Below are 26062 nucleotides of genomic sequence, written 5' to 3'. Positions count from 1 at the left end.
TATAATCCTATTTTTCCATTCAGTCTTTATTCCTGATTTTTTAAAAGAAAAATAAGCTCATAAGTAATAGGATGGATACGAATGAAATGAATTTTTAATAAAAGATACACCTATTGGTAATGTTTTTCTGATAAATTATAGTAAGATAAGAAATTAATTTATGGGAGAAAGAAAGCAATGGAAAGTACGAACTGCAAACTTCAGCAAAAAATAAATGACCTTTTAAATAGAAGCCATGAGATCAAAAAGGAACTGGATGAAACACCCCATCAGGATAAAAGCAAATTCAGGGCATTATTATCCAGTCTTTTGAAAGTACATAATGATTTAGACAAAATGAAGAATTAACTTCAGTGCAAGAGGATAGCGGGAAAGGATCTGCCTCTCCCGCGTTTTTCTTATACCGGCACTGGTTCCTTCCAGGTATTAAGTAATACTCTTTGCCAATTTTCATAGGCTATCTTCCTGATATCCCTATCCCGGAAGCCCCTGGCTTTCAAGGCAGAAAGAAGCTTCGGCAGGCCGGTGACATCCCCTATTTCATTGGGTATGAAGGTTCCGTCAAAATCCGATCCAAAAGCAACATGGTCAACTCCGAACTTTTCTGCTATGTACTCAATATGCCTAACGATTTCCATAAGCGGGGTATCCGGATCCCGCCCGCCGTCTTGACGAAGCATGCTGACTGAGAAATTTATCCCGGCTACTCCCCCGCTTGAAGCAATTGCCGCAAGCTGACTGTCGGTAAGATTTCGTGAATGGGCACAAATGGCATGGGCATTGGAATGGCTGGCAACAATGGGGGCATCAGATACTTCTGCTGTATTCCAGAAACCCTTCTCAGTTAAATGCGATGTATCAATCATGATTCCGAGCCTGTTGCACTCCTTCACCAAGCGAAGTCCTTCCCCGGTGAGTCCGCCGCCCATATCAGGAGAGGATGGATATTGAAACGGAACTCCTTCACCATATCGATTCGGCCTGCTCCATACAATCCCAAGAGATCTCAGTCCTTCTTTATAAAAAAGATGAAGGTTTCTGAAATCAGGATCAATGGCCTCTGCACCCTCAATATGATACACGGCTGCCATAACTCCACGTTTGATGCAGTCTGCTAATTCTTCCGCTTTCCTTATTACTTTGACCCTCCCATTTGATTCCTTTTCCAATTGAAACAGCGTTTGGGCCATCGCTTTTGTATGTGTGAAAGCATACTCATGGGAAATAGGTTCGGCAAGCGGAACCTGATATCCCTGTTCTGTTAAGATGGTCTTTTTCCCCGGCTCAGGATTTGGCGTGTACATTGCGAAAAAACCGCCGGCAAATCCTCCCCTTATTGCTCGGGGATAATCCAGATGCCCCTTACGGGTGTCCTCATAAAAGGATCGGGGCTCCCCTTTTTCCCCCTTTAGTAAATCTAATAGCGTATCATTATGTCCATCAAATATCGGATACATGAGTTAAACTACACCTCCTGAATTTTCTGATATTTCCATTTTAGCATATGCATGGTATTTCAACTTTGAATTTCACTATTGCTTCGCGCCTGAATTGGAAATATTATCCTCATTGTCTATTTATCCACAGTATCTTATAATTTTCTAGAAACATAGTTTTGATACATAACAAAAAGGGAGATATGCATGAAAAAACTGGGCGCCATTTTATTATCTTTATCTTTGCTGCTTGCCTTCTTTCCGGGTATCACACACGCAGCTCAATCACCCCAATTCAATAATGACCTGAAAACCTATTTAGAAAAAGCAAGTTTGATCCGCGGGAAGGAAGTCACCATTGCCGATCTTGAGAGAGTGCTTGCAGCTTACGAAACCACTCTGGCAGATTTCCAGAAGGTCAGTGAACTTAATTTCTTCCTGGGCAGGGTTATCAAGAAAGACCTTAGCAATCTGAATGGAATATATGAAGAATACGAATTAGATGCCGGAAGCCTTGAAAAGCTTCTGAAGTCCTATGGCGAAGAGCTGAGTGACTATATTTATGTGGATGATCTTTATGATGCAGTTTCTTCTTATCTGGATGAGCCGAATCCCGATGAAGAAGAAGACGGAGAGGTTGTCCAGGACCCCTCATTTGAGGCAGATCTTCAGAGTTACTTAGAGGATATATCCGCAACCCGTGGCATTCCAGTCACAAAGACATTTATTGAAAGCTATATTGCGGGCTGGGGAGATGAGCTTGCCTACTACAGCAGTGTGGAAGAAGTTCGTGAAACACTGGGAGATGTTATACAAAAGGATTTTAGAAATCTGGATTACTTCCAGGAAAATTACGGATTGACCCAGGCAGAATTGTTTGCCCTCCTCAAAGAAAACGGTAAAAAAATCGATGATTATATTTTCATCGACCAATTAGAAGAGGATGTATGGAGCTTTACAGAAGGCGGCGATTCAGATGATAACGCCGCTGAGGACATGATGCCGATTTTTGAAGATGAACTTGGTTTAACACAGGCAGAGCTGACTAAGATAGAAAATCATCTAAATTCAATTGAATCTAAACTTGCCGATCCAGCCATTCTTGAACGAATGGAGGCACTTGGGGACAGGATGGCCGGTTTTGACGATTTTGAAACCATCGATGAACTCACAGCTGCGGATATCGCAGAAGTGATTTCCATTTATGACGAGTTTCTGGCAATCTTTGATTTAAAGGCAGCTTACTTCCTCGTGAAGGATGGCAAGGATCATCCCATAACGATCGCAGACCTGCTTAAGCTGGATGAACTAAAAGGCGCCAGCCTCAAAATCATGCTGTATAACTCTAAGGGCGAATTCCTTGCCGATTTGATCATTACTGGCGAAATGGTGGATTCAGATGCCATACAGGATAAAGGAAACCAGATCAAAGAATCTGTCAAAGAAGTTAAGCAGACTAATGCAGCGCCTAAAAAGGTAAAACCAGCACATTTGATCAAAACTGCGAAAAAGCCGGATCCCTCCCATAAGACGGTAAACGGCGCAAAGCTTCCAAAAACAGCATCCAGTTATATATCCAATGCAGCCATCGGCTTGATCCTGATTCTCTCCGGATTCTTCCTTTTCCGGAAACTGAGGGCAGCATAAGATGACAAGAACAAATAAAAAGATCAACCGCCGGGGGCGGTTGATTCTTCTTCTATGTTCACTGATACTGATAGGCGGCGGAGTCTGGTTTTCGACGACAAATTTATATAAATTCGCCATGGGGTATTTCCTATACAAAACTTCTTCCCATGCACCTGCAGGCAAAGAAAGTCATGCATCTGCAGCTCCACTGAAAAAAGAGAAGCGCGCCCCAGGGATTCTTTATCCTGAACGGCCGAAGCAGGGGGATCTTATCGGTGATTTGATCATTCCTAAACTCCATGCAAAGCTTCCTATCTTCCATGGAACTGACGAGGATGAACTTGTAAAGGGAGTGGGTCATTTTGCAGGCAGTGTCCTTCCCGGTGAACAGGATAATTCAGTCCTTTCAGGCCATCGTGACACGGTTTTCAGGAAGCTGGGCGATGTGGGCGAAGGAGACGAACTTATCGTCCAGACCTCAGCTGGGGAATTCACCTATAAAGTATACAAGGTCCGAATCGTTGATGCCAATGACCGGACAGTGATCGTTCCTAAACCAAGGGCAACTCTTACGGTAAGCACCTGCTATCCTTTTCATTTTGCAGGTTCTGCCCCTGAACGTTATATCCTTACAGCATATCTTGCAGACCAGAAGCTGGCTGATTGAATGGCATCCATTCCTATTCAGCCAGCTTTATCTGTATTTTATCTATGTTCTCCCAATAATAAGCTGCTTCCCGGTATTGGCATCCTCCTATTTCCAATTCATCTTCCTCAATAATCTTACCCCTGTTTTAAAAAGGCTGTTTTCACAAATATGGTGGCTATTAGACAAAAAAGTGGATTTCCGCTCCAGGCACTCGCTTTCAGCGGGGCGGTCGATGAGCCTCCTCGGTTTTTCCGGCGGGGTCTCACCTTTCCCGCTGCTCTCGCAATGAAAAGTGAAAAATGCGGCGCCTGCACAATAAAACTGATTTATAGCTCAATGTTCAGGTACTTATATTGAAATTGTCTCTATTATGGCAGGCAGAAACCCGATAAAGAAGACTTGCTGATTGGCGAGTGTAAGAGAAGACAGAAGCTTAGTCGCGCTTATGCGTTAGCGAAAGGAGACTTGCTGATTGGCAAGCGATTGCTGTGACAGAAGCTTAGTCTGACTTAAGCGTTATCCAAGCATAAGACGAGCCGGCTAGGGGAAGCTCTTTCTTGCCCTAGCCGGCTTAGTTTATGACTCGATTCTTGATTAGTCAATCCTGTCATTCAAATCCATCGCAGCAAGATATGAGTCCTGTACAATGTGTTTATAACTGTTTTTCCAGCTCTCAATATGTACGCTTGCAATCCCGGCTGCATCTGGATATACAGCCTTTCTTATAATCACTGTGCCCTTCTCCTCTTTTTGGCATGGTATTCCTGCAATCACAAAGCCTCAATTACCTTTTATACGAATTTTTGCACCACGCTCCCCTTCCCGCCTGACACTTCAACCTCCGCCCATGCCCCATTGATGAGCGTCATTTGCGGCGGCATATGGCCGCAGTCAATATCGTAAATAACCGGGACTCCGAGCTCCTGTGTCAGCTCCAGGTATAAATCGGCTGCTTCGTACCCTTCAACCGGCTGGTTTGCATTGCTCCTGCCAAACATGATTCCTGATATTCCCTTAAACCAGCCTGTTAACTTTAATTGCAGGAGTGTCCTCCTCAATTCAGTGCAATTCATTTCACAATTCTCGAAGTACCAGAGAATTGGTTCATGTCCAATATGCTTCTCCCGGAACCGGTCAATATCTGCAAACGGAGTCCCGGCGATATGCCTGATAATATCCAGGCACCCTCCCAGCAGCCTCCCTTTTATCTTTGCATTCTCGCTGCCTGCCACTTTCCATTCTGTCGCCTCTGTCAAATGAAAAACACATGGTGAAGGGTCTTCATGATTCCACTTTTTTTGATATAGAAGTGAAGAAGTTTGAGTAATGGTATTTCCCCTGCCGGCAGAAAGAACTTTCTCCCACATGGCCGTTGTGCTGTCAGAAAAATCACCCCTGAGGTCCACAAGGTTTGTTCCATGTGCAGTAGCGATGCCGGTATTCAGAGTGATGGCCAAGAGGAGCAAACTCACATCAGAATATCCCAGCACCCATTTAGGCCTGATTTTCTTAAAGTCCACATATTCAAGAATTTCTATCAGCAGTTCTCCTCCCCATGGAGGGAGAATAAGCCCGAGAGCAGGGTTTAAGAGAAGATCGTTCAATTCGGCAGCCCGGACAGCGGCAGGTGCTGATTTCGCCTTTTCCTGTTTCCCTGCTGTATCGCCAAGCTGAATTCTGTATCCCTTTTTTTCAAGCCTTTCGCAAGCCTGGTAAAGAAGGCTGTGCAACTCCACCGGAACACCTGATGACGGGGCAGTAACAGCAATTGCATCTCCGTTCTTTAGTTCTGGATAAATGATCAATGTGATCCCCCCTCTTGATTTTTCATTATTTTACCAGTGATCGTTCTGACCGGCAATCAAAACTTGGCCAGCTGTAACGTTTAGAAAAAACAGGCTGGAGGTAAAAAGCCAGATGAAGTTAACTAAAAAAGGGGCGATTAAATCATGAATACAGACTTCTCAAAAATTTATATAGATGGAGTTTGGAAAGATGGCTCAAGTACAAAGAAAATGAAGAATACAAACCCATTTACCGGTGAAGAACTCACTTTGATACAATCGGCAAGTAAAGAAGACCTAGACGAAGCCTATAAAGCGGCAGAACGGGCACAGCGGGAATGGGCCAGCGAGCTTCCACAGAACAAAAGGAAAATAATAGAAAAAGCAGTTGCGATCATGGAAGAAAATCAGGATTTGATCATTGAGTGGCTTGTAAAGGAAGCCGGAAGCACAGTCATGAAAGCGGGTGTAGAGCTGCAGGCATCCATCAGCATCATGAAGGAAGCCGCCTCCTTCCCATTCCGGATGGAAGGGCGGATCCTTCCTTCCATCTATCCTGACAAAGAAAACCGGGTCTATCGCAGCCCGCTTGGTGTCATAGGCATCATAAGCCCCTGGAATTTCCCGCTCCACCTGGCCATCCGTTCAATCGGACCAGCCCTTGCTTCGGGGAATGCAGTGGTCATTAAGCCGGCTTCGGATACGCCGGTCACGGGCGGCCTGATTTTTGCCAGCATCTTTGAAGCTGCCGGACTTCCGAAAGGACTCCTGAATGTAGTTGTAGGAAAAGGCTCTGAAATTGGCGATGATATCGTCACACATCCTATCCCCCGCCTTATCTCCTTTACCGGGTCTACTGAGGTTGGCAGACATATAGGTGAGCTGGCAGGAAAAAATTTAAAAAAAGCTGCCCTCGAGCTTGGCGGCAACAATGTCTTTATCGTGCTGGAGGATGCCGATCTTGATTATGCAGTCGAATCAGCCCTCTTCGGCAAGTTTTATCATCAGGGACAGATATGTATGGCTATAAACCGTATATTTGTTCATGAAAGCTTGGTCGATGCCTTCACAGAACGCTTCACTTCCATGGCAGCCAAGCTGAAGTATGGTTCCCCGGCCGAAAAGGATACACATGTAGGGCCTCTTATCAACCGGGCTCAGGTCGATCGCATTCTGAAGGATATCCAGGAAAGTGTCGGACAGGGAGCCGAAGTACTGCTGGGCGGAGAAGTGAACGGCAATGTATTGCAGCCTACCGTATTATCCGGGGTAACCAATGACATGCCGATTGCCGTCAATGAAATTTTCGGTCCGGTGGCTGCCATCATTCCTTTCTCATCACAGGAAGAAGTGATTGAAATGGCGAATTCTTATCCGTACGGTCTGAGTGGAGCCGTTCATTCCGGGGAAATCGGACGCGGTGTAAAGGTTGCCCGCTCCATCCATACCGGGATGATTCATGTAAACGACCAGACCGTGAATGATGAGGCACATGTTCCATTTGGAGGAGAAAAAGATTCAGGTCTCGGGCGGTTTAATGGGGAATGGGTCCTCGAGGAGTTCACCACCATGAAATGGATCGGAATACAGCATGGCCGGAGGAATTATGGGTCTTTCACAGAAGGATTAAAATGATATAGCAGAACCGGGTCTCAGTACCCGGTTTTTTTGCGGAAATTTACTCAAAAGCATAAAATGATTAACAATTCTTAAAATATTTAATTTATAATTTAATTATAGGGATTGTATAGTTTTACATTGGGAATAAATGCTATAATTCTAGAAAGATAGTTTAGCCGGTTCTTGTAATATTACGTTTAAATATGGAGTGTAAATATGAATGACAATAAGACCCAGCCGCTTGGTGGCCTGCTGAGTGAAACACTGAACCTGATTAGAGCTGTAGGAACACCTGCATTTAGAGTAGCAGAAAAACAGTACATGGATTTTCAGCACGGCTTCGCCGCTGACAATCCAGGCAGGCTCCTTGCCTGCATCCATTCTGAGCTCCAGAATATCAACGAGAGGATCCTTGATATGACCTGGCTCAATGAGCATCTCCGGATTCTACATGATTTTGGCAGAACCTGTTCTCAGACGCTCGATGAAAAAGTGCTGATGGAAGAAGCTTATAATCTTGTTTCACAGGTTATGCCGACTGACGCATTCTTTATTGCCTTATACGATAAAGAAAATCAGAAAATTCAAATCCCTTTCATGATGGATGATGGCGAATTCCTTTTGGCAACAGAAATCCCTTTCGATGATAACAGTTTTACCGCAAAGGTTATCACATCAAAGGAAACCATTCATGGTCAAACGGCTAAGGAATTGGATGAATTTAATTATATAATCGGAACCGGTGAAGGAAATACCTGCATTTTTGTCCCTTTATTGATTGATGATCAAGTAAAGGGAGTTATTTCTGCACAAAGCAACCGCGAGTTTGCTTATAGGAGGGAACATGAGGACCTCCTGAAGATCATCGGCAACCAGGTTATCAGCTCCATCGTGACTGCAAGGCTATACTCAGAGAATTATGAGCTCTCTCAGACAGATGAAATGACGGGCCTGGGAAATTATCGTGCTTTTCACTCCGACCTGGAAAAAATGATGACGAGCAGCGATGCGCCGGTTGCCTTATTGATGATTGATTCTGATGGACTTAAAGGAGTCAATGACCATTTCGGGCATCAGGCTGGGGATCTGTACCTGAAAAGGCTGGCAAGCGCCATGAAAAGACTTGCATCAGCGAGTCGGAAGGCTTACCGCTATGCCGGTGATGAATTCATGTTCATTCTAAAGGATGCCTACCAGGTGGATCTTGAAAGCATTTTCCTTGAGTTAAAGTCCTATCTCGATCATAATCCACTGAACTTCCAGGGCAGTACAGTCAAAGTGTCCATCTCTGGAGGAGGAGCTTTCTACCCTGAAAAGGCCGATTCCGCTGAGGCGCTCAAAAAGTGTGCAGACCTTGCGCTATATGAAGCCAAGCGCAATGGCAAAAACCAATTCATCCTCTACACCTGAACTTGTATAAAATTCAAAGAGACCCGTTGCAGGTCTCTATTTTTTATGTCTATAAAAACAGGGAGTCCTTCGTAATGATTTATTCAGGTCGTAAGGTAGAATATGTTTACGAAAAGAAGACGGTAATGCCATAGCAGACGGCAGAGATGCCCGCTGCCGCCAAAGCCGGCTTTAATTTAAACCTTGCGTAGCTGATGACCGGGAGATCCAAAATTCTGGCAATGGTATTCGTATCATCGCTAAGCGGAGAGGCAAAAGCGCCAAAGGTTCCTGAGGCAAATACGGCCCCGATGACAAGCGGAAGGGAAATTCCATTAGAGGCAGCAATGGAAATGCCGAGGGGCATCAATATTCCCCAGGTTCCCCACGCTGACCCTATTACATAGGAGACCGTCCCCCCGAATAAAAATAAAAGAGGAACCAATGCCGAATGGGGAATCCACCCAGTATGACTGGTAATGAAACCCGCAAAGCCAAGCTGTTCTGTTGCTGATGAAAGCCCCCAGACGACAGCAAGCAGCATGATCACTGACATCATCTCATTCCCTCCCTCAAGGAAGCTTGTGACGAGCTCAGCTGTTTTAAATCGTTGAATTCTTAAGAAAACGAAAAACAGAATGACAGTCAGCAAAAGGGCAGAAAGCATCGCTCCCATTACATCTGCGTAGATGAAGGCAGACAGGAAACCCCTCCCCTCCTTCCGGCCGTCCCACCAGGTAAATGCAAGAGTAAGGAGAATAGCAATAATTAACGGGAGAAGCAGGTTCCATGGTTTCGATGGAAGAGAAACATGGACTGCAGCATCACAGTCATGCCAATCATTCCCCTCCCCTTCCTTGTCAATTTGATCAGGGTCGCCGTTCCCTCCTGTATGTGATTTGTGGAAAAAACTTAAATATATCCCCACCAATATCAGGGAAAAGGAAAAGAAGTTAAAGGGTATGCTCTTGATGAAGAGTGTATAAGGATCACCCGGAATTTGTTCATTCTGCAGGGACAAATCTACTATGGAAGTCATGTATCCCACAAAGGCCGTTGCAATGGGAATCAAAACGATGACAGGTGTGGCAGTCGTTTCGATTACAAAACCCAGCTCACGGGTCGACATGCTGACCCGTTTTAAGAGCGCCCTCATAATCGGGGCTATCGTGACAAAACGGAAGCTTGGAGCAGCAAACGTGCCAAGGGTGGAAACGTAGGTAAGTAGAAGTGCCTCTCTTTTTGTGTGAATCCTCTCTGAAGCAGCCTCCACAAAGCCTTTGATTCCCCCAGAAATCTTGATCATTCCTATCAGCCCTGAAAAAGAAAACAGAAATAGCAGGATTTTGATGTTTCCTGAGTCTATCAAGCCTTTTACAAGAAAGTCCAAGGTTTTCTGAAGTCCTCCTGCAAGCGTTGGCTGCAGGAAGAATGAACCGGTCATAAGTCCGGCGAATAAGCCGGGAAGTACCTGTTTCGTTTTTACGGCTATCGGTATGACCAAAAGGAACGGAATGATGGAAAGCCATTCTTTATCCATTTACCACACCTGCCCTTCCTGCTTTTTGAATAGCGTGTGATTGAGAGCAGATTTTCATGCAATCTAAATCTCGAGGGGGGTAAAAAGCGGTGAGAAAAAACAGCTCAAGCCGGTTTTTCTAAATCTTTTAAAGAACGCCCTGGAAGCTATGCCTTCTGGCGCGAAGATCGATGTCAAAGACACAAAGTACAAAGCCAGCCATAAATCTGTAATAATCATCAACCAAGTCGTAGACATCCACAAAGATCGAATCACAACTGGATGGTGAACCCTTTTACACAACTAAGGAAAAAGAGAACGGAATCGGTCTAATGACCTGCTTCAAAATCATTAAATCTCATAATGATGAGCCAAGAATAGACAGGCGGTAAAACCACAGTGCTTCCATTAAAATCATACTGCCAGCAATCCCCCATTCCTATATGGATAAAGAGCTGAGCAATAAATAAGCGGGGCCCTCCTTCTTTTCGATGGTTCCTTTTTATGTATGTGGAAAGAGATAAATGGGGTGTCAATTGAATCGTCTGAAACCAATAGTGGAGAAAGACGGACAATTGCTCATTCTTCCCTGAGGGGAGGCTTTCCTGGAAGTTGAAGGCGTTTAAATCGCGGAGAGTAGCGTAGGTCTTCTCAAAAGCGTGTTAAGCCAAGAGGAACATGCGCCGGATGGCTATCACTCCCTTTTGCTTCGCTTTTAAAATAACACTGGATTTCGTTGAGATTAGTCCATAATGCTTTAATTCCTGTAATACGAATTCTATACCATCTCTTTTCAGCCTTTGGATCAAATCCACGCGGCAGATCATTTTTTAATATATTGTCCAGCCATGCTGGCGATTTTTCAACTACGCGATATGTAAGTCTAAAAATAAGCCTATTTCTAATGAGCTTTCTAGAAACTTTTTTGAATCTTTTAAAAATTTAGTTGCCGGCAGTACATTCTGCATCGGTGCCGCCTCTCTTTCTTTTTAGCTGATCTAATTGTTTATATGCCATTAAAATCTATGAACCAGCTAATTACAGAAAAGAGGCGGCATTTTAAGTGATGCGAGAATGGGAGGAACCCTCTACTTAAAAGCCATTGTTGCTTTTATAGCCTTTTTCCAGCCTTCATATAATTTATCTCTACTGCTCTCAGTCATTTCCGGTTCAAAAGTGCGATCGATCGCCCATTGGCGAGAAATCTCTTCCTGGCTCTCCCAGTATCCGATGGCAAGCCCTGCAAGATAGGCCGCCCCAAGTGCAGTCGTTTCATTTATAACCGGTCTTTCTACTGGTACATTTAAAATGCCGCTCTGGAATTCCATCAAGAAATTATTACTCACCGCACCCCCATCCACACGGAGGGTTTTCAGCTCAATGCCTGAATCGGCTTCCATTGCAGACAGGACATCCTTTGTCTGGTAAGCCAAGGATTCCAGGGTCGCCCTTACGAAATGTTCCTTGGTCGTTCCTCTGGTCAAGCCAAACACCGCTCCTCTTACATCACTATCCCAGTATGGGGTCCCAAGTCCGACGAACGCCGGCACTACAAAGACGCCATCGGTGGATTCCACTTTTGCCGCATAATCTTCCGAGTCCTTCGCATTCTTAAGCATCCTCATCCCATCACGCAGCCATTGGATCGCTGAGCCGGCAACAAAAATACTTCCTTCAAGGGCATATTCAACTTTGCCATCCAAGCCCCAGGCAAGTGTTGTCAGCAGACCATGCTCTGACCTGACAGCCTTTTCACCAGTATTCATAAGCATAAAACAGCCTGTCCCATACGTGTTTTTTGCCATGCCTTTTTCAAAGCATGCCTGCCCGAACAGCGCCGCCTGCTGGTCTCCGGCAGCACCGGCAATCGGTATTTCCCTGCCAAAGAAGTGATAATCCACGGTGTTGGCATATACTTCTGAAGAAGACCTTACCTCAGGGAGCATGGATTCAGGAACTCCTAATATATCCAGCAGCTCATTATCCCATTTCAAGTCGTAGATATTGAACATGAGGGTCCTTGAAGCATTGCTGTAGTCGGTGACATGTGCCTTTCCTCCAGAAAGTTTCCAAATGAGCCATGTGTCAATTGTACCGAACAACAACTTCCCTTGATCCGCCTTTTCTCTGGCACCCTCCACATTGTCAAGGATCCACTTCACCTTCGTCCCTGAGAAATAAGCATCGATTAACAGACCTGTTTTCTCTCTAAAGAGATCGTTATAGCCCTTTTCCTTTAACTCATTGCATATGCCGCTTGTCTGCCTCGACTGCCAGACAATGGCATTGTATACCGGCTTACCTGTTTCACGGTCCCAAACAACAGCTGTTTCCCGCTGATTGGTAATACCGATGCCGGAAACCTGCTCTGGGTTGATTCCTGACTCTGCCAGCACACTTGCAATGACAGCAAGAATGGATCCCCATATTTCGTTTGCGTTATGTTCCACCCAGCCCGGGTTTGGGAAATGCTGGGTGAATTCCTTTTGAGCGGTGTGGATGATTTCACCTTTTTTGTTGAAAAGAATCGCTCTTGAACTGGTCGTTCCCTGATCGAGTGCCATGATATAAGTTTCCATGAATATCCCCCTATTTCTTTATTAAGTTGTTATGCTGTCGCCTTAGATGATCCTAAATGGCCTGACTGTTTACTTCCTGATATGAAGGCGAGGACAAGTACGAGGGCAGAAATTCCAGTAACCGCCCAGAACATCCCGCTCATTTTTCCAGAAAACACAAGATCATAAAATACTGCCCCAAGCGCACCGCCCAATAGCGGTCCAATGACAGGAATCCAGGAATATCCCCAGTTTGAGTTTCCTTTACCCGGTATTGGAAGCAGGAAATGGGCGATCCTTGGCCCCAGGTCCCTTGCAGGGTTAATGGCATATCCTGTCGTTCCACCCAGCGACATCCCGATTACGACAATCAACAGCCCCACTGCAATCGGATTCAGTCCTTCGGTAAACTTGTTTGCCCCGATAAATAATAGACCTAAAACGAGAATAAAAGTACCAAACATTTCACTAAAAAGGTTAGAGAACGTATGCGGAACAGCCGGGCCAGTTGAAAATACGCCAAGTTTTGCTCCAGGATCATTCGTAATTTTCCAATGTGGCAGATAATGAAGGAAAACTAGCGATGCTCCCAGTATTGCACCAATCATCTGAGCCAGGATATAAGCAGGAACATCGGCCCAAGAAAACGAACCATTAATAGCAAGAGCCACAGTCACTGCCGGATTCAGATGAGCCCCGCTTATCGATCCGACGGCAAAAACACCCATTGTTACTGCCAGCCCCCAGGCTGCTGTAATAACAATCCACCCTGGATTGTTCGAGTACGTCCTGTTCAAAGAACTGCCCGCACCGATACCAGCGCCAAACACAATCAAAATCATTGTCCCAACTACTTCCCCCATAAACGGTGACATACTAATTCCTCCTTTTTCAAATATAAGTAATACTTGAAAGAAAAAAGGAGATTCACAGAAAAAACCCCTAATGGCTCTCTACTGTGAATCTCCTATTCTCCGTCACAAAATATTAACTTATTTGAAGTATAAAACAGATTGAAAGCGCTGTCAATATTTTCTGAAAACTTTTGACTCAAGCATGAATCTCCTGATTCTTTTTCTACATGTTCCATTTCAGTACCTTCGGCTAGCCGTCCATAACGAGCCACTGCTCGGGCTTTGACACTCCGCCCGGCATCCTGACACGGAGCATAATTGAGCAGGCACCCCGGAGGATGACAACCGCTTGATGAAGCTTCACGGTAGCTATTACAGGATGATAGAGACTTAAGGAACGAGCGAAAGAAGCAGAAGCTTGAGCCGGCTTATTGATGCGGTCCAGCAGACCTATTTCAGTAGTCCGCGCAGAAAATTCCTTCTACATCGCTCGGCTGTCCTTCAGGCGCAATAATATAGGGTGCACCATGTTGAATAACTCCTTTCTGGAATCAATCAATATACATCACGCTGATAACCTTCTTTTGCGATTATGTCATTTAGGGTTGCGTGGGGGCTATTTTTAATGCTGGTTATCTTACTGGTTATAACAGGGATTGCTGGGATCAGGATGTCAGGAAAACAAGCGCGGGATTCTATTAAAGACCGGAATGAAGATTCATTGAGGGCTTATTCTATTTTTTCTAAAGGCAGTGACTCATGAGCTTTGAAGTGAAATAACCAAGCATAATTATATTATGTAAACTTTTTTGGTTTTTTAGAAATAATACGCCTGACCCGCTATATATCACAACATGGGAGTCAGCCATTGAAAAGGAGGATGTCCCGTACTTTGTGGTGACCCCCAAAAGTTAGAGAATTAAATTAAGCTGCTAATTGGCGGGTATGAATCCGGTATTCTACCGGGCTCATGCCAGCCAGTTTTTTCTTTATACGCTTATAGTTATAATAATTTATATATTTTTCAATTCTCGTTTTCAATTCCTCGTATGATCGCAAATCTTCCCCGTAATACATTTCTTGCTTCATTAATCCAAAAAAGTTTTCCATAGGTGAATTATCTAAACAGTTTCCCTTTCGGGACATACTTTGGAAAACCTTGTTTTCTTTGAGTGTTTTTACCCACATATTATGCTGGTAATGCCAACCCTGATCAGAATGGATGGTGGTTCTGAACTTTGAGTCTTTTACTATATCTAAAGCTTCTACCAGGGGTTTAAGGGCTAACTCTAAGGTTGGTCGCATACTTATCCCGTAAGATAGAATTTCACCATTGCACATATCCATAATAGGATTTAGATAAAGTTTTAAACCGTCTGAACATTTGAATTCAGTTATATCCGTTGTTAATTTTTGATGGCAGACCTTTGTGTGAAAACGACGTTTAATACGGTTTTTAGCGATATTTCCAACCTTGCCTTTGTAAGAACTGTACTTACGTGATTTTCTTGTAAACTTTGTTGCTTTAAGTCCAATTTTCTTCATGATACGCTGTACTCTCTTATGGTTCACTTGAAAACCACGTCTTTTTAGCTCCAAGTGTATTCGACGATAACCGTAATTGCCATCATGCTCACTAAAAATCAATTGAATACATTCCTCAAGCTCTTGGTCTGGGTTTTCCTGTTTCATCGCTTTTATATGGTAATAGTAAGAAGACTCTGGGATGCAGACTCTATCTAAAACGTCTTTTAATTGGAAGGTTTTTTTGAGTTCGAGTGATAACGCTGCTTGTGCTTTTCGAGATAGGCTTCTGGATCCATCTGAAAAGCTCGCAACTTTTTTAAGTATTCTACCTCTAGACGAAGCAGCTCGTTTTCTCTCTCTAACTTTTGTTCATAGGTCATCTCTTTTTCATCGTTGGGTTTGTTCTTTTTATTCTTTGATTTATCAGACATAGAAGGCCTTCCTTTCACTCTTTCCAGGCCTTCTATCCCCTCCTTCAACCATGTTTTTTTCCATCTGCCTATCATAGGAGGGTTTGTTAGCCCAAAATGAAGGGCTGTTTCCGTTTCTGAAGAACCTGTGTTTTTCATAAAGCTTAATACATCCAGCTTAAATTGAACAGGATAAGTCTCCTTATTCTTTTTCTCTCTAAGGCCTTTTTCTCCAAATTTCTTATAAGTTTTTATCCAGCGTTCTAGCTGGCCATATGATTTAATACCATGTTTCTTCGCTAAAGACTTGGCCCCTAATTTTCCTTCCCTATATTCCCTTACAACCATTAGTTTGAATTCTTCACTATATTTAGACATAAATAAACACCCCAAAAGTTAGATTTCACTCTAACTTTTGGGGTGCAGTACACTTTTGGGACATCCTCCTTTAATTGGAGCCTAAACGATGATTTCTGTGTGGAAGCACAGCTTCATATGTTCAATGAAAGTGTCCCCAAGATCAGTGAAAGTTGCATTACCTCTTTTATGGATTGCTGTCTTGAATCCTGCCGCATCAGCTCCTGCCACAGTCTGGTAGCTGCATATGTCTGTGCAGACACCTGTCACATGAACCTTTTCGACTCCCTGCTCCTTCAGCTTTTCTGCCAGCCCGGTTTCATGGAATGCGTTATAATTGGTTTTAGGAATATACCAGACTCTGTTCTCATTTTCCTTGTGCTGCTTATACCATTCCTTCAGGTCCCCAAACAGTTCCTGGCCTTTCGTTCCTTTGATATTATGCGGTGGCCATAGTTGGAAATGGGGATCATTTTCCTCATGGGCATCCATGGTAAACACCACCAGCTTCCCTTCCGAAAAAAACCTGTCCGCCTGGTCCTTAATGTAAGGCACGATTTCCTGTGCCGGCCGCCCGGCGGTCAGTGTGCCAGTATCCGAAACAAAATCATTGCTCATATCCACTATGATCAGCGCTTCTTTACTCATTCTCTTCTCCTTTCACCTGGTAATAATCTCAGTCCTGTTTCTTAAGCCTGATGAATTTCCGTTTGCCCACCTGAATTACCATGCCATTGGCCGGCTGAATGGATGCTGTGAAATCAGTAAGTTTTTGGTTATCAATCCTTACTCCGCCATTCAGAATCATCTTGCGTGCTTCCCCTTTAGAAGGCTGAAGTCCCAGGCCGACCAGTAAATCAATGGCTGAAATGCTCTGATCCATTGGCCATCCTGCTTCTTGCATTTCAGAGGGAAGTCCGCCCTTTTGGAAGATATTCCTGAATTCGGCTTCAGCATCATCAGCAGGTTTTTCTCCGTGATACATTTTCACCAACGTTCTTGCCAATATCATTTTAGCATCCCTTGGATGCAGTATGCCTCTTTCGAAGCGCTCCCTTATGGATATTTTCTCATCCAGGGAAAGGTCTGTTGCCAGATCGATATATTTTACCACCAGCCCGTCAGGCACACTCATCGTTTTCCCATATATTTCACTTGGCTTTTCATCAATCCCAATATAATTGTTTTTCGATTTTGACATTTTTTCTGTTCCATCAAGTCCTTCTAATAATGGCAGCAGGATGGTTACTTGTTTTTCTTTCCCATATGCCTCCTGCAGGTGACGGCCCATCAGCAGATTAAAATGCTGATCTGTCCCGCCAAGTTCGATATCGCTTTCCAGCTCGACAGAATCATAGCCCTGCATGAGGGGATAGAAGAATTCATGGAGAGATAGCGGCTTGCCTTCTTGGAAGCGTTCAGAGAAGTCTTTCCTTTCCATGAGCCTCGCTACGGTGATCTTTCCGGCAAGCTGAATAATCTCTTCAAGCCGCAGCCTGGACAGCCACTCAGAATTATAATGAAGCTCTACCTTATCCATATCCAATACTTTGTTGAACTGCGTAAAGTATGTTTGTGCATTATCTTTTACTTCCATGTCTGTCAGCTGCCTGCGAGCAGCTGATTTCCCAGTCGGGTCTCCTATCTTGCCTGTAAAATCCCCAATGATCAGCTGGATGATATGCCCGTTATCCTGAAACTGCCTCAGTTTATTGAGTACTACCGTATGCCCGATATGCACGTCCGGCGCAGATGGATCCAGTCCCAGTTTTACCTTGAGGGGCTTTCCATTTTGTACGGATTTCATGAGTTTTAATTTTAGTTCTTCAACCGGCAGAATCTCATGAACGCCATTTGTATAAATGTCCAGCTGCCTTTTTACCTCTTGCTGCTGTTTTTCTGTCAGTGCCTTTTCAGCTTGCTTCATGATTAACGTCTCCTTTTTTGAATATAAAAAGACCACATCCCTAAATAAGGGACGTGGTCTTTTGCACGCGGTACCACCCTTGTTGAAGACAAAATGCCTTCCGCTTGGATCCTGTAACGGTCCGGGCCGTTCCCTGCTACTAATTTCACAGAGAAAGTTCAAGGAGGTAATTCGCCGGATATCTTTGACCGGTTTACACCATCCACCGGCTCTCTGGTACAGGGAGATATTCCGCTACTCATTCCTGTCATTACTTTTCGTTTGAATTTTTATCCAGTTTACTCCTTCCTAAATTATAATGTCAATCAAATTTTTTATTTATAATACAAACATGCGTTTTCTACTCACAGCCCATGCAAGGAAAGGAAACTGTACAAGAGCAGGAACAAACACAATGGAGTGTTGGAGCGGAGTAAGGCGCAGAATGCCAGCAGGATAAATGATGTTCACACCCAGCTGCAGGAAGCCTTATGATACATGCAGCTCAACCCCTTTTTTACAGAAAAAAACGATTCACCCCATCGTCTGATGCAGTGAACCGTTTTTATTCATATAACTATTATTTTACAACGTCATGTCCGCCAAATTCATTGCGGAGGGCTGCGACCACTTTACCAGAAAACGTGTCTTCTTCAAGGGAACGGTATCTCATCATAAGTGAGAGGGCAATGACAGGCGTGGCCACCTGCAGGTCAAGTGCCTCTTCCAGTGTCCATTTGCCTTCTCCAGAAGAATGCATGACTCCTTTAAGCCCTTCCAGGCGTGCATCTTTAGAGAATGCGTTCTCTGTAAGTTCCATCAGCCATGAACGGATAACTGAGCCATTGTTCCAGACACGGGCTACCTGCTCATAATCAAAATTGAACTGGCTTTTCTCAAGAACATCGAATCCTTCCGCAATGCTTTGCATCATTCCGTATTCTACCCCATTGTGAACCATCTTCAGGAAATGGCCGCTGCCGCTTTCGCCAGCATAAAGGTAGCCGTTTTCCACACAAATATCCTTGAATATTGGCTCAACATGCTTAAATGCTTCAGGATTTCCGCCTACCATCGTGCAGGCACCATGCCTTGCTCCAGCCATGCCGCCGCTTGTTCCTGTATCGAGGAAATGGATTCCCTTTTCACTCAGGTCCTTGGAGCGTGCCATTGATTCTTTATAGTTGGAGTTTCCGCCATCGATGATAATATCACCCTCAGACAAAAGCTCTTTCAGTTCTTTTATTACATTATTGGTGATGTCCCCGGCTGGCACCATGATCCAGACTACCCGTGGAGCAGACAATTTCCCTACAAGTTCAGATATGGAAGCAGCACCTTCAGCTCCCGCTTCGGTAATATCACTAACAGCATTTTCATTCACATCAAAAGCAGCTACCTCATGTTTATGATCTAATAAATTCATTGACAGATTATAACCCATTTTTCCTAATCCAATTAAACCGATTTTCATTTGCTACGCCTCTTTTTTATAAGTATTGGTATGATTTATCAAAAAATATTTCAATCGTTGGATATAAATCAAGAAATATTTTTTCAACACACTCTATGCTATACTATTTTCATTAAAAACAAAAGGGAGAACCTCTAAAATGAGCCAAAATTGTTTGGGCAGGATCCGTTCCTCTTATGCTGTATTCAGTGAAAAAGAAAAAATGATCGCAGACTATATCATAAAACATCCGGAAAAAATTATTCATGGAACCATTAATGAAGTCTCTGAGAATCTTAATGTGGCGGATGCCACCGTTTTCCGTTTCTGCAAACGCATTGGCTTCAAAGGTTATCAGGCAATGAAGATTGCCCTTGCCTCAGAAGTGATGAGCCCGATCCAGTTGATCCATGAGGAAATCTCCGAACAAGATGACGAAAAAGCGATTGCAGAAAAGATTTTCCGTTCTAATATCAGGACTTTGGAAAATACCCTTCACTTCATCGAAAGTGACAGCATCAAGGCAGCAGTGGATATTCTTAAAAGGGCGGACAGAGTGGAATTCTACGGAACCGGGGGTTCTGCGGTCATAGCCATGGATGCGTATCATAAGTTCCTGCGGACAGGCATCAGGGCGTACTCATTCGGGGATTCGCATTTCCAGCTGATGAGCGCTTCCCAGCTTACCAATAAAGACGCAGCAGTCGTTATCTCCCATTCAGGCACGAATAAAGATACCCTGAGAATATTGAAAACCGCTGCAGAAAACGGTGCCGGCACAATTGGTATCACCGGCTTTGCGAAATCTCCCATCAGCCAGCAGGTGGATATAGCCCTTTATACCAGCTCAGAGGAAACGGAATACCGTTCAGAGGCACTAGCCTCCCGGATCGGCCAATTAAGCCTCATTGATGCGCTTTATGTTAATTTAATGATTGCCAATAAAGAAAAAGCGCGTAAAGCACTGGGAAAGATCAGGAATTCCATTTCTGAAACGAGAATATAGTTTTGTTTTTAAATGGCTCATTTCGAATGGCTCTTTCTAAAAGATTATTGTTTTCTTAATGAGTTCTGCGTGAAGATTCAATTATTAAACAAAGTTGATTGGTGCGGAAATTTACTTTCTTATTCAACAGCCGCAATATATGGGAAATCAGCCAATGATTTTTTAGGGGTTCTGTGATCCACACCTAGTCATGTTACTCCATCTGTCTTTAGGGAGAGATACTTTCTCCTCAAAAATAAGCCGGAGATGCCAGGCTGCAGTAAAAGGGCACCGGCTGTGACCGATGCCCTTTTATTGTTGATTTTGATATCTGAATCTGCCTTTTAACATAAATACTTCAGAGTATTCATTGATAATATTCAGCATAGCGGGGATCATTTTTCAGCTTGCTTTCCTTTGCCAGCCTTTCGTTATACAGAATGGAGTGGTTTCCTTCCTGCTGATCATCACCAGCTATTATCAGATTTTCTAACCGCTCATCAGCCATGATCCATACACCTCACAATATTGGTTACAGGTTCATATTGCCCTAAATGAAAGCAGATATTCGCAATAAGGTTTGCGGCGGATTACAAGGCTGCCCTCCGCCAGGATCTTAAAGCATCTATTATCAGGACTAAGCCTGTCACTATATGCATAATCATCCCTAGAACCGGGAACCATGCAATACAGGATGTGATGATTCCCAGCACGCTTCCGTGCCGGTGTTCTCTTTCAGCAGCCGAGATGATCAGGGTGATGAGATGAAGGCATCCCATCAGGATGAGAGGCATCCAGCTGAATCCCAATACAATCGCTCCACCTAAAATCGGTATGCCTAAAAAGGCTTCCAGTGCACCTGTTATCCACTTTAATACGGTTGACGTTTTCAACTTGCCGCCATCTCCCTTTTCCTTGAAACATACATCTCCTACTATCCTCATACCCTCGGGGCCGCATTCAAAAACAATGCTGACGTTTGGACTTCCAGGTAAACTTAATCCCTAATCGTTTGGGTGCATAGATAGAGTTCACTTTAAATATTCTATTTTGGAATCAATCGGGGTCCTTGGCTTTGCAACTGGTATTTCATCCGGAATCCCCGCCGCCAGGATGCCTGCTACGTCGTAATCATCCGGCACAGATAAGATTTTCCTCGCTGCGTCAGTTGCTCCAAGGGAGGACCAAAATACCCCTGCCCCAGTTGCCCATGCCTGGAGCATAAAGTTCTGGATAAAACAGGCGGTTGACATGAGATTTTCATCCCTTGCTAAATCAGAGGAACCCTTATGTGACAATACAGCAAATAAGACTGGAGCGTTCCCGAAATTCGTTTTGTGATTGAGTGACTTCCTGGTGTTTTCACCAACGAACAGAATTTTCCAGGGTTCAGTCATTCTATGATTGGGACTCATGGCAGCGGTGTTCAGCCAGGTTAAAATATCTTCCTGTTTCACCTGCTCATGTTTGAATTTCTTGATGGTCCTCCTATCTTTTATCAGTTTCACGATATCCATACAAATCACTCCTCCATCTCCACTCTAACAATTTCTATATTTATGATACTATAATTATATGAATGTGTTCAGGAGCGGATAATTTGAATAAACGTAAAAGAAAACGATGCAGGCAGCTATTGCTGCTATTTTCCATGCTGGCAGTCTTTATCGGCCTCATGAGGATAACTGAAGAATTCAAGGCCCCCTCTGGAACTTCCTCATATGTGCAGGATTCGTTTTCGGGTGTAAAAAAATATGCTCCCGAACTGGAGCAGGAATTAAAAAAATATAACCTGGAGTCCTATACACCGGTCTTGATTGCTCTCATGCAGCAGGAGACCAAAGGGAAGGGAAATGACCCGATGCAGTCATCAGAATCTGCCGGGCTTGCCCCCAACCAAATTGCCACACCAAGAGAAAGCATCATCCAGGGAGTCAGGCACTTCAACCGGATTGTCAGTCTAGGGAGAAAGAAAGGTGTCGATTTCCCTACCATCATCCAGGCCTATAATATGGGATCCGGCTATATTTCCTTTGTGTCGGATAACGGAGGCAGACACAGTGAAGAATTGGCAAAACGTTTTTCTGGGCTGCAGGTAAAAAAGGATCCAAACCTTTATAACTGCAGGGGTGATAAAAACAATTTCCGCTACCCCTACTGTTATGGGGACTTTACTTACAGCAGCAAAGTCTTTAAGAATCTTGACCTGATAGCACAGGACTTCCCTATTGACCAAAAGATCATCGAATAACACTACAAACTTAAAGGTGGTGCTTCTGTATCCCTTTTTACAACTCCATACAGCCAGGTTCGCAGGCCGCATATAATAAAGGAACTCAGCAGTGTCAAAAAGATGGCTTTGGCCCCATGGACACCTGACAAATCAAGGCCGATCCCCACGATGAATAAGGTGATAAAAAATGCGGCCAGAGCTGCTCCTAGGACTCCTGCCCTTTTTAAAATAAGATGATCTGCAACGGTTATTAAACCAGCAGCACAGAAAGTACTTAATGTTAGTGATGAAGATGCACTCATATTGCTGCCCAGATATAAAATGGCCATCAGGGGCAAATAGGTTATCAGGATGCAGCCTAATGAATAAACAAATAATTTCATGGTGTTCCCTCCTTGGAAGCTGGATATCCAGGCAAAACAAAAAGCTGAAACAACTTCAATCTTCCGATTGAAGTCATTTCAGCTTATGGCCAGCTTTATTTTAGTCTGGACATTACCGCTGTCATTTAGCTGGCCTGAGCATAAACACGATGACACTCCGATCAATGGAAAAATCCCAATCTACAAAAATATCCGAGATGCTCGTATGTAGAAGGGATTCAAAATCGAAATTGTGGAGAAATTTTTTCTCCAGAATCCGTTTGGTTGTTTTCAGGATTTTCCCGTAGCCCTGGCGGACCAGTTCCTTCTCGATTGTAACAAGAATGCCTTCACGGATAACAAATAGGACCCGGTCATTGATTAAGTAGGAGTTCATGGATTCTGGGTATTTTTGAGCTTCATGGCTGATTTCGTTGATCTTCCTGTCAAACACTTCCTTTCCCGGAAAGTAGGATTTAATGAGGCTGCTGCTTCCTAAATCTTTGGAAATGCCGATGAACGCTGCGGATTTGTTCTGCATTCCCCAGTCAAAATAGAATTCTTCAATATCGATATTGATTAACCCTTTTATAAAGGCCTTTATTTCTGGAACCAGTCCCTGGAAGACAATTTCCCTGGTATTTTGAACCATGTTTTCTCCCTCTTGCTTTAAGAGGGCGGTTTCCATAGGGGATATGAAGTTTCGAATGTGAATGATAAAAAACGGCGGTGCAATGGTTACAAAAACCGATTCCGGTCCTTTACCAAAATTATCTCTTAATAGTTTTCCAACATAGCTCGAGATCTCCATCTCCGGTGATTTTTTACTCATCAGAACTTCCTTTCCCTAAGCAGGAGCATCCATTTCTTCTGCCCTTCATGAAAGAGTGTATTTAATTTATTTTTCCCCTGCGTGACTTTTGTAAACCCTTGCTTGATTTCCGGCTGTGTTAATTCTTTTCGCATGAAGAATGATTAATACCTTGCTGATATCCTTTGAAAAATCCCAGTCCACAAATATATCATCTACCTTTTGATTGAGGATGGACTCAAAATTAAAAGCATTATTGAATAGGATAGTGCGTTCAAGTTTCTTTTTCGTATAGCGCAGATTTTCCTTCATATCGGTTTCCATCAATTCACGCTCGAGCATGGTAAGCACGCCGCTCCGTTTAATAAGCAGGATTCTCTGATTCAGTTTCAACGACTCAATCGACATCGGCCTTTTTTGTATCCTTTCGCTGATTGATGCCATCAGCTCCTCAGCCTGCCTCTTTCCCTCATAATCCTCAGTTCCAGAGAAGGGATTTCCTCCTTCTGATAATCTGCCAAGAATCATTCCAGACCTGTTTTCCAGATTCCAATCATAATAGAAGGCCTCGATTTTCATTCCTGCCTCCCTTTCGAATTGTTCACTGATTTCAGGCAGCAGCTTTTGTAAAATGATATCCCGAGTTTGATGGACCACCCTTTCCTCATGCTGATCAAGCAGGGCTTTTTCAAGCGGTGAGAGGAAATTCCCCAGGTAAATAGACACATAGGATTCATTTATTGTCACATATACCGATTCCGGCCCCTTCCCAAATTGTGTCCGAAACAGCCTTCCTATAAAGCTGCCAAATTCTTTCTGGATGTTTTTTGAAATTTCTTTCATTCCGGCCTCCAATCTAAATAAAACAAAAAAAGCCAAATAAAAGGCGCACTAGCTCCACCTTCTATTTGGCTTAAGACATAGCTCTATTGTCCAGTTCATTTCCGCCATATTCAACAAATTGCTGCAGAATTCATGTATTTTATCAAATAAAGACTTTACATTCCTTTATCCATATTAAAATCTATCTTTCCAATACAGTATTATAAAACGAATAGCTGCTTTTAGAAAGTATTTTTTTATTTTTGGTGATAATTTTTATGCCTGTGAAGCAGAACCTGCCAGATTCTCTATCTGTTCTGAAGTATACATACTGACTCCACTGCTCTCTTTTTGTGCAGTAAGATACATGGCCATTGCCACGGTACTGCCTTCTATAGCCCTATACTTCCTGAACGGCCCCTGGAACAGGAAACGGAGGCCGGTTGAAACTGCTGCTGCCGCCCGTTCGCCAAGCCTGAATTCATTTCGGTTTCCTAGCAGCAGAGACGGACGGAATATGGATAAGGAGGGAAGATCGATTCTGTTCAGCTGCTGTTCTAGTTCCCCTTTCATCCGGGAATACCAGATGGATGAATCAGGATCGGCATTCATCGAGCTTACAATCAAAAATCTTTCAGCTCCTTCCTCACTTGTTACTCTCGCCAATTCTACTGGATACCCCACATCGATTCTGTACATGGTCTCACGCGATCCTGCCTTTTTTATAGTTGTGCCGAGGCAGCAATATACATCATCAGCCCTTAAGCGCATACGGTTTTCTTCCAGCTTCTCTAAATCTATAATAACTTCTTCCAGTTTAGGGTGTGATATATTCAGCGGTCTTCGTCCAACTGCAATGACTTTATTATATTCCCCGGCACCGAGCAGTACGTGAAGCAGATGATTTCCTATTAGGCCGGTTGCCCCCGCCAGCAAGGCTGTCTTTTTTTCCATCCTGACACTTCCTTTATGTAAAATAACGAAATTCCACGCGGAATATTTACTTCTATCCTGTTTATGAAGGGACAAGCTAAAAATCCAATTCCAGTACACCGTTCAAATTTCTATAAAAACTCCCAATAGCAAATATGCAAACCGTCCACAGCAGCTTATTAAAGAATATAGACAGAATATAATGTGCTGTTATGGCAAAAAGCACGGAGCATTTTGATTTTAGTATGCCAGCTCCTCTATTTCTTCTTACTTCTACGGTTTTACATGTAATAAGTTTCACATTGGGGCAGCCACAATCTTACTAAAATCAATAAGACTTTTTTATTCCTGTGCACATCCACACAAAAAAGGCCCGGAGAATCACTCCGGCCCCTATGTTCTTGTTTTGATTGAAAAATGATCATTGTACTTCCATCATATGAAGAATCACGTTCGGCTCCTGACTTTTCTCGTTCCTGACTTTCTTAAATTCCTTCTGGAGGAAACGTTCAATTTCCTTACGTCTGCGGCCAGCTTTTCTACCCATTTCGGCCACTCCTTTCTAAGAAAAGATTTAATAGAATCTCACAAAACGGTCAGTAAGGCTCGAGTGAAAACTTATTGAATGTTCAGCTTCATCTTCTGTAAAAAAAAATTGGGACTTTCCCCTGCAGGTTATACAGCGATAATCCACCGGTCATGCAGGCAGCCCGGCACCGCAAATCAAGCAAATAATCTTTCACAGAAATCCCTCCTGTTACTTTTGATTATCGATGATATTTTAAGGATACAGGCTTGGGGCTTTTATGGCAAAGTCCCGTAATC

28 protein-coding genes, 1 pseudogene and 1 other annotated feature are annotated in these 26062 nt (G+C 43.6%); of the genes and pseudogenes, 9 read left to right on the top strand and 20 right to left on the bottom strand.

Features of this window, described 5'->3' with window-relative positions; translation table 11 throughout:
• Nucleotides 1-177 precede the first annotated feature (177 nt).
• Entirely contained in the window at nucleotides 178-348 is a 171-nt protein-coding gene (locus tag V1498_RS09885; RefSeq protein ID WP_409298648.1) for a hypothetical protein, read from the top strand.
• A gap of 50 nt (nucleotides 349-398) precedes the next feature.
• On the opposite strand, the gene V1498_RS09880 is transcribed toward V1498_RS09885, so the two are convergent.
• Complete coding sequence (locus tag V1498_RS09880) at nucleotides 399-1457, bottom strand: dipeptidase (RefSeq protein ID WP_409298646.1); 1059 nt, start codon at nucleotides 1455-1457, stop codon at nucleotides 399-401.
• A gap of 186 nt (nucleotides 1458-1643) precedes the next feature.
• On the opposite strand from V1498_RS09880, the gene V1498_RS09875 reads away from it, so the two are divergent.
• Together V1498_RS09875 and V1498_RS09870 are read left to right on the top strand one after the other, a co-directional pair.
• On the top strand, nucleotides 1644-3083 hold the full coding sequence (locus V1498_RS09875; RefSeq protein ID WP_409298644.1) for a processed acidic surface protein: 1440 nt from the start codon (nucleotides 1644-1646) through the stop codon (nucleotides 3081-3083).
• 1 nt (nucleotide 3084) lies between these two features.
• Complete coding sequence (locus V1498_RS09870; RefSeq protein ID WP_409298643.1) at nucleotides 3085-3732, top strand: class D sortase; 648 nt, start codon at nucleotides 3085-3087, stop codon at nucleotides 3730-3732.
• A gap of 576 nt (nucleotides 3733-4308) precedes the next feature.
• Here V1498_RS09870 and V1498_RS09865 read toward each other — a convergent pair.
• Together V1498_RS09865 and V1498_RS09860 are read right to left on the bottom strand one after the other, a co-directional pair.
• Nucleotides 4309-4446: a hypothetical protein gene (locus V1498_RS09865; protein WP_409298641.1), complete on the bottom strand. Its 138-nt coding sequence runs from the start codon at nucleotides 4444-4446 to the stop codon at nucleotides 4309-4311.
• Nucleotides 4447-4505: 59 nt separating this feature from the next.
• Nucleotides 4506-5519, bottom strand: a complete 1014-nt coding sequence (locus V1498_RS09860; RefSeq protein WP_409298639.1) for a S66 peptidase family protein — start codon at nucleotides 5517-5519, stop codon at nucleotides 4506-4508.
• A 144-nt stretch (nucleotides 5520-5663) separates the two neighbouring features.
• Between V1498_RS09860 and V1498_RS09855 the strand changes: the two genes are divergently transcribed.
• Together V1498_RS09855 and V1498_RS09850 are read left to right on the top strand one after the other, a co-directional pair.
• Nucleotides 5664-7133, top strand: coding sequence for an aldehyde dehydrogenase family protein (locus V1498_RS09855; RefSeq protein ID WP_409298638.1), 1470 nt, complete (start codon nucleotides 5664-5666; stop codon nucleotides 7131-7133).
• A gap of 201 nt (nucleotides 7134-7334) precedes the next feature.
• Nucleotides 7335-8528 carry a diguanylate cyclase domain-containing protein gene (locus V1498_RS09850; RefSeq protein WP_409298636.1) on the top strand — a complete coding sequence of 398 codons (1194 nt, stop codon included), beginning with the start codon at nucleotides 7335-7337 and terminating at the stop codon, nucleotides 8526-8528.
• A gap of 106 nt (nucleotides 8529-8634) precedes the next feature.
• Here the strand turns inward: V1498_RS09850 and V1498_RS09845 are convergent, their stop codons facing one another.
• The 4 genes from V1498_RS09845 to V1498_RS09830 all read right to left on the bottom strand — a co-directional run bounded on the left by V1498_RS09845 (nucleotide 8635) and on the right by V1498_RS09830 (nucleotide 13459).
• A complete protein-coding gene (locus tag V1498_RS09845; RefSeq protein ID WP_409298635.1) occupies nucleotides 8635-10047 on the bottom strand; it encodes a Na+/H+ antiporter NhaC family protein in 1413 nt (470 codons plus the stop codon).
• Nucleotides 10048-10688: 641 nt separating this feature from the next.
• A complete protein-coding gene (locus tag V1498_RS09840) occupies nucleotides 10689-10853 on the bottom strand; it encodes a glycerol-3-phosphate responsive antiterminator (protein WP_409298633.1) in 165 nt (54 codons plus the stop codon).
• Nucleotides 10854-11114: 261 nt separating this feature from the next.
• Nucleotides 11115-12605 carry a glycerol kinase GlpK gene (gene glpK / locus V1498_RS09835; protein ID WP_409298631.1) on the bottom strand — a complete coding sequence of 497 codons (1491 nt, stop codon included), beginning with the start codon at nucleotides 12603-12605 and terminating at the stop codon, nucleotides 11115-11117.
• Nucleotides 12606-12634: 29 nt separating this feature from the next.
• A complete protein-coding gene (locus tag V1498_RS09830; RefSeq protein ID WP_409298630.1) occupies nucleotides 12635-13459 on the bottom strand; it encodes an MIP/aquaporin family protein in 825 nt (274 codons plus the stop codon).
• A gap of 301 nt (nucleotides 13460-13760) precedes the next feature.
• On the opposite strand from V1498_RS09830, the pseudogene V1498_RS09825 reads away from it, so the two are divergent.
• Nucleotides 13761-13870, top strand: a pseudogene (locus V1498_RS09825) (hypothetical protein); the annotation flags it as partial.
• 193 nt (nucleotides 13871-14063) lie between these two features.
• Entirely contained in the window at nucleotides 14064-14201 is a 138-nt protein-coding gene (locus tag V1498_RS09820; RefSeq protein WP_409298628.1) for a hypothetical protein, read from the top strand.
• 161 nt (nucleotides 14202-14362) lie between these two features.
• Here V1498_RS09820 and V1498_RS09815 read toward each other — a convergent pair whose 3' ends face one another.
• The 5 genes from V1498_RS09815 to gnd all read right to left on the bottom strand — a co-directional run bounded on the left by V1498_RS09815 (nucleotide 14363) and on the right by gnd (nucleotide 19112).
• On the bottom strand, nucleotides 14363-15289 hold the full coding sequence (locus V1498_RS09815) for an IS3 family transposase (RefSeq protein ID WP_409299240.1): 927 nt from the start codon (nucleotides 15287-15289) through the stop codon (nucleotides 14363-14365).
• Nucleotides 15190-15753, bottom strand: a complete 564-nt coding sequence (locus tag V1498_RS09810; RefSeq protein ID WP_409294139.1) for a helix-turn-helix domain-containing protein — start codon at nucleotides 15751-15753, stop codon at nucleotides 15190-15192. The genes V1498_RS09815 and V1498_RS09810 overlap by 100 nt, the downstream gene beginning before the upstream one ends.
• A gap of 81 nt (nucleotides 15754-15834) precedes the next feature.
• Nucleotides 15835-16380 (bottom strand): cysteine hydrolase family protein, encoded by a 546-nt coding sequence (locus V1498_RS09805; RefSeq protein ID WP_409298626.1) that lies wholly within the window; start codon nucleotides 16378-16380, stop codon nucleotides 15835-15837.
• A gap of 28 nt (nucleotides 16381-16408) precedes the next feature.
• Nucleotides 16409-17659, bottom strand: a complete 1251-nt coding sequence (gene tyrS / locus V1498_RS09800; protein WP_409298625.1) for a tyrosine--tRNA ligase — start codon at nucleotides 17657-17659, stop codon at nucleotides 16409-16411.
• 44 nt (nucleotides 17660-17703) lie between these two features.
• Nucleotides 17704-17919: a binding site (T-box leader), on the bottom strand.
• Nucleotides 17920-18218: 299 nt separating this feature from the next.
• Complete coding sequence (gene gnd / locus V1498_RS09795) at nucleotides 18219-19112, bottom strand: phosphogluconate dehydrogenase (NAD(+)-dependent, decarboxylating) (protein ID WP_409298623.1); 894 nt, start codon at nucleotides 19110-19112, stop codon at nucleotides 18219-18221.
• Between the two features lie 139 nt (nucleotides 19113-19251).
• On the opposite strand from gnd, the gene V1498_RS09790 reads away from it, so the two are divergent.
• On the top strand, nucleotides 19252-20097 hold the full coding sequence (locus V1498_RS09790; protein WP_409298621.1) for a MurR/RpiR family transcriptional regulator: 846 nt from the start codon (nucleotides 19252-19254) through the stop codon (nucleotides 20095-20097).
• Nucleotides 20098-20443: 346 nt separating this feature from the next.
• Here V1498_RS09790 and V1498_RS09785 read toward each other — a convergent pair whose 3' ends face one another.
• The 3 genes from V1498_RS09785 to V1498_RS09775 form a co-directional block, all read right to left on the bottom strand.
• A complete protein-coding gene (locus V1498_RS09785; RefSeq protein WP_409298620.1) occupies nucleotides 20444-20584 on the bottom strand; it encodes a hypothetical protein in 141 nt (46 codons plus the stop codon).
• An 82-nt stretch (nucleotides 20585-20666) separates the two neighbouring features.
• Entirely contained in the window at nucleotides 20667-21020 is a 354-nt protein-coding gene (locus V1498_RS09780; protein WP_409298618.1) for a hypothetical protein, read from the bottom strand.
• Between the two features lie 87 nt (nucleotides 21021-21107).
• Nucleotides 21108-21593 carry a nitroreductase family protein gene (locus V1498_RS09775; protein WP_409298617.1) on the bottom strand — a complete coding sequence of 162 codons (486 nt, stop codon included), beginning with the start codon at nucleotides 21591-21593 and terminating at the stop codon, nucleotides 21108-21110.
• Between the two features lie 83 nt (nucleotides 21594-21676).
• Here V1498_RS09775 and V1498_RS09770 point away from each other — a divergent pair, with 83 nt between their 5' ends.
• Nucleotides 21677-22327, top strand: a complete 651-nt coding sequence (locus V1498_RS09770; protein ID WP_409298616.1) for a lysozyme family protein — start codon at nucleotides 21677-21679, stop codon at nucleotides 22325-22327.
• Between the two features lie 2 nt (nucleotides 22328-22329).
• On the opposite strand, the gene V1498_RS09765 is transcribed toward V1498_RS09770, so the two are convergent.
• The 5 genes from V1498_RS09765 to V1498_RS09745 all read right to left on the bottom strand — a co-directional run bounded on the left by V1498_RS09765 (nucleotide 22330) and on the right by V1498_RS09745 (nucleotide 25784).
• Nucleotides 22330-22692 (bottom strand): hypothetical protein, encoded by a 363-nt coding sequence (locus V1498_RS09765; RefSeq protein WP_409298614.1) that lies wholly within the window; start codon nucleotides 22690-22692, stop codon nucleotides 22330-22332.
• 121 nt (nucleotides 22693-22813) lie between these two features.
• Nucleotides 22814-23503, bottom strand: a complete 690-nt coding sequence (locus V1498_RS09760) for a Na-translocating system protein MpsC family protein (RefSeq protein WP_409298612.1) — start codon at nucleotides 23501-23503, stop codon at nucleotides 22814-22816.
• 66 nt (nucleotides 23504-23569) lie between these two features.
• On the bottom strand, nucleotides 23570-24325 hold the full coding sequence (locus V1498_RS09755) for a DUF2294 domain-containing protein (RefSeq protein WP_409298611.1): 756 nt from the start codon (nucleotides 24323-24325) through the stop codon (nucleotides 23570-23572).
• 255 nt (nucleotides 24326-24580) lie between these two features.
• Complete coding sequence (locus V1498_RS09750; RefSeq protein WP_409298609.1) at nucleotides 24581-25258, bottom strand: oxidoreductase; 678 nt, start codon at nucleotides 25256-25258, stop codon at nucleotides 24581-24583.
• A gap of 400 nt (nucleotides 25259-25658) precedes the next feature.
• Nucleotides 25659-25784 carry a hypothetical protein gene (locus V1498_RS09745; RefSeq protein WP_409298607.1) on the bottom strand — a complete coding sequence of 42 codons (126 nt, stop codon included), beginning with the start codon at nucleotides 25782-25784 and terminating at the stop codon, nucleotides 25659-25661.
• Nucleotides 25785-26062: the final 278 nt, after the last annotated feature.

This window comes from Paraperibacillus marinus (assembly GCF_046237605.1).
Lineage (GTDB): Bacteria > Bacillota > Bacilli > Bacillales > DSM-1321 > Paraperibacillus > Paraperibacillus marinus.
Note: the sequence above shows the minus strand (reverse complement) of the source record. Positions and strands in the feature narration are given on the sequence as shown.